Here is a 1,480-nt window from a genome sequence, read left to right on the forward strand (position 1 = left end):
TTTATCGACTGATGATGAGCCGGATATCTGGCTCAAGTCTTTATCCGACGAAATAGAGTTGTGGGTCGACTTGGGCTTACCTGATTTAAAACGTATCCGTAAAGCTTCAGGTCGCTCAGATAAAGTTGTTGTATTGGCTTATGGCGGACATAAGGTTGCCCCGTGGTTCGACGCGTTAGCAAAGGATTTGAAGCGTATAGCTAATTTGTCTGTCTTGCGTGCAGAGATGGCTGATATCGAGCCACTGCTTGCGCATGTCGAAAGAACGATGGAGCTCGTTGTGTTGATTCAGGATGGAAGTTTGAATGTAAGCTTGGGGGAGAGTGTTGTTGACTTGAATATCGAGCGGCTGCTTGGCGAGGAATAATTGTCTTTTGCGATGGACGAATATAGCTGCAATCGGTTAATCTCCGTGTATCTAATGTATTGAAACGAGGAGAAAAACATTGAGCAATACAAAAATCATTACGCCAGACTTGTGAGACGAGTACCCGGATTTAGTTCAGGTCTTGGAACCGATGATGAACAATTACGGTGCAATCGATGCCTTTGGTGGCGAAATTGTTACGGTAAAGTGTTTTGAAGATAACTCTATCGTCAAAGAACAGGTGGGTTTACCTGGCGAAGGGCGAGTGATGGTTGTTGATGGCGGTGGTTCAATGCGTAATGCCTTGTTAGGTGATATGTTGGCTGAGAAAGCAGCTGCGAACGGCTGGTCTGTTTGGTTATTTACGGCTGCATTCGTGATGTTGATGTGATCGGGCAGACGCAGCTAGGTGTTCAGGCAATGAACACTAATCCGCGTAAAACTGAAAAGCGTGGTATTGGTGATCTGAATGTTCCGGTCACCTTTGGTGGCGTAACCTTTACACCAGGTCACTACGTTTATGCCGATAATAATGGTGTTATTGTTTCGCCTGAAAAGTTGGAAATGCCAGCCTAGTAGAGACTTTAGCGAACACATAAAAAAGCCCGTGAGAAAAACGCTCACGGGCTTTTTTATGTGCTTATGAAATTGCTTCGCCTAACTCGCGATTTCTACAATTTCTGCGCCTACTTGAAAAGTATTTTCGTCGACCTGTGTGCAGCGTAGTACTTTTACGGTTGCATCCAGAGCGGGAAACGCATCGTTGCTTGAAGGAAGCGATGTCCGGCAAGTTGCTCCTGCTGTTAGTTCTTCTTCTACTTCTATTAACATGCCTGCGCCACTAAGGTCACGGCAATAACCATTTACTTTGATGTCCGAGTTATCAACGGCTAGAGTGATTTCAGTATCGACTCTCATTCTGATGAAATCGCGTTTTTCATCCCAGGTACGGCTATACAGGTTATTCATCTATTCAACACCTCTTATGGATAAATGTCTCACCTTCATTTATATGTCTAAATATGGTTGCTGTCAAAGAGCAAAACCACAAGATATTCGACTATTAGCAATTGGTAAGATTCTAGTAATAAGTTGATGCGGATGAAATTCACC

At 44.0% G+C, this 1,480-nt stretch carries 2 protein-coding genes and 1 pseudogene; 2 read left to right on the forward strand and 1 reads right to left on the reverse strand.

Annotated features, from left to right (window positions below):
• Together A3763_RS21000 and rraA are read left to right on the forward strand one after the other, a co-directional pair.
• Positions 1–367, forward strand: a 367-nt coding sequence (locus A3763_RS21000) for a YaeQ family protein (RefSeq protein WP_068760445.1), incomplete at its 5' end; no start/stop codon positions are given.
• A 142-nt stretch (positions 368–509) separates the two neighbouring features.
• Positions 510–943: pseudogene (rraA, locus tag A3763_RS21005) on the forward strand (ribonuclease E activity regulator RraA).
• Between the two features lie 81 nt (positions 944–1,024).
• On the opposite strand, the gene A3763_RS21010 reads toward rraA, so the two are convergent.
• Positions 1,025–1,336 carry a PilZ domain-containing protein gene (locus tag A3763_RS21010; RefSeq protein WP_068507473.1) on the reverse strand — a complete coding sequence of 104 codons (312 nt, stop codon included), beginning with the start codon at positions 1,334–1,336 and terminating at the stop codon, positions 1,025–1,027.
• Positions 1,337–1,480: the final 144 nt, after the last annotated feature.

This window comes from Oleiphilus sp. HI0128 (assembly GCF_001635365.1).

Bases quoted from the DNA above. Each gene is read 5' to 3' on its own strand.
- A3763_RS21010 (WP_068507473.1), bottom strand. From the start codon at position 1,336: ATGAATAACCTGTATAGCCGTACCTGGGATGAAAAACGCGATTTCATC.